This is a genomic window from Vreelandella lionensis (assembly GCF_044543515.1).
Classification (GTDB): Bacteria; Pseudomonadota; Gammaproteobacteria; order Pseudomonadales; family Halomonadaceae; genus Vreelandella; species Vreelandella lionensis.
Window position 1 is genome coordinate 1 of record NZ_JBITWC010000053.1, and the last position, 1,315, is coordinate 1,315.

Annotated in this window: 1 protein-coding gene and 1 other annotated feature; the gene reads left to right on the top strand. The window is 56.9% G+C overall.

Annotated elements, in window-relative coordinates; translation table 11 throughout:
* Positions 1-50 precede the first annotated feature (50 nt).
* Positions 51-1,276, top strand: a protein-coding gene (locus tag ACIGG6_RS18240; protein WP_399846544.1) for an IS3 family transposase whose coding sequence is annotated in 2 segments (ribosomal slippage) — positions 51-336 and positions 336-1,276 — 1,227 coding nt in all. Because the reading frame shifts where the segments join, the coding sequence is not laid out codon by codon here.
* Positions 329-445: a sequence feature (AL1L pseudoknot), on the top strand. It overlaps the preceding gene by 117 nt.
* Positions 1,277-1,315 lie beyond the last annotated feature (39 nt).

Genomic DNA, 1,315 nt, shown 5'->3' on the forward strand with positions numbered 1-1,315 from the left:
TGAACCGTACCGGGATTCCCGGAGGCTCCAAACCTTGAGAGGATGGAGCCATGAGCAAATCAAATCGATATTCCCCTGAAGTTCGCCAGCGGGCGGTACGTATGGTCTTCGACCACGAGGCCGATTATTCCTCCCAGTGGGCAGCCCTCGGTGCCATCGCCCCAAAAATCGGCTGTACGCCTGAAACACTGCGCAGTTGGGTCCGACAGGCCGAGCGTGACACAGGGCGTCGGGAAGGCGCTACGACCTCCGAGCGTGAACGGATCAAAGCGCTAGAGCGTGAAAACCGAGAGTTGAAGCAAGCCAACGAGATCCTACGAAAGGCCTCTGCATATTTTGCCCAGGCGGAGCTCGACCGCCGCGGGAAGTGATGATCAACTTTATCGAAGATTACCGAGCGTTATACGGGGTCGAGCCGATCTGCCGTGTCCTGCCGATCGCCCCGTCGACGTACTATGAGCATCGTGCCCGCGCACGCGAGCCCAACCGAGCGCCTCCCCGCAATAAACGTGAGCGCTGGCTGAGGGCCGAAATTCAGCGTGTCTGGGAAGAGAACTTCGGTGTCTACGGCATCCGCAAAGTCTGGCGTCAACTACACCGAGAAGGCACTCCGGTGGCTCGCTGCACCGTCGCTCGCCTGATGCGCCAAATGGGGCTGCGCGGTGTGATACGTGGTAAGCCGGTGCGTACGACTGTATCTGACCCTAACAAGGCCTGTCCGGCGGATTTGGTCAAGCGGCAGTTTCAGCCAGCTCAGCCGAACGCACTGTGGGTATCAGATTTTACCTACGTTGCCACATGGAAGGGCTTTGTTTATGTCGCCTTCGTCATTGATGCGTTTGCTCGCCGAATCATCGGCTGGCGAGTTTCCAGTACACCTCGAACCGATATGGTGTTGGATGCGCTTGAACAGGCGCTTCATGAGCGCCCTCAGCGACCTAAAGGTGATCTTATTCACCACAGCGACCGAGGCGTTCAATACGTCTCAATTCGCTACACGGAACGTTTAGCAGATGCTGGCATTGAGCCCTCTGTCGGAAGCGTGGGCGATTCGTACGACAACGCAATGGCTGAAACCGTGATAGGGCTTTTCAAGACCGAAGTGATTCGCCGACGCGGACCATGGCGGCAACTAGAAGCGGTTGAGTTTGCAACGTTGGAGTGGGTCGACTGGTTCAATCAACGGCGGTTACTGGAGCCGATTGGCCATATCCCACCAGCAGAGCGAGAAGCCATGTATTATGAGCAACAGAGTCAGGCAAATAAGGCTGCTTGACTCAAACTAACGGGTCTCCGAGAAAGCCGGTACGGTTCA